This window comes from Stenotrophomonas sp. A3_2 (genome assembly GCF_036624925.1).
Lineage (GTDB): Bacteria > Pseudomonadota > Gammaproteobacteria > Xanthomonadales > Xanthomonadaceae > Stenotrophomonas > Stenotrophomonas hibiscicola.
In genome coordinates this window covers 1-316 of record NZ_JAZKVY010000256.1, presented here as the reverse complement: position 1 = coordinate 316, position 316 = coordinate 1, and the positions used below count along the sequence as shown (strand labels likewise).

The following is a 316-nucleotide window of genomic DNA, read 5'->3' as shown; positions in this document are numbered from 1 at the left end:
AGACGGCAAAGGCGGGGCCGTAGCGCTCGTGCTCGGTCGGGATGAGAGGGCGTGGTCCGACCAGGCTCATCTGGCCCTGAAACACATTGACCAGCTGCGGCAGCTCGTCCAGGGTCAGAGTGCGCAGGATCTTGCCGCACTTGAGCAGGCGCGGGTCGTTTTCGAGCTTGAAGTTGCGTTGGTACTCCGCCAGCAGCACAGGGTCGTTCTGCAGGATCTGCTCCGCGTCCCGGCGCATGGTGCGGAACTTGTACATCCAGAACTCGCGCCCGTGCTGACCAATCCGTCGCTGTTTGTAAATCACCGGCGCGCCGTC

At 63.3% G+C, this 316-nt stretch carries 1 protein-coding gene; it reads right to left on the bottom strand.

The features are described from left to right. Window positions 1-316: sugar transferase (locus R5H29_RS11410; protein ID WP_332329196.1), on the bottom strand; the 316-nt coding region annotated here is incomplete at both ends.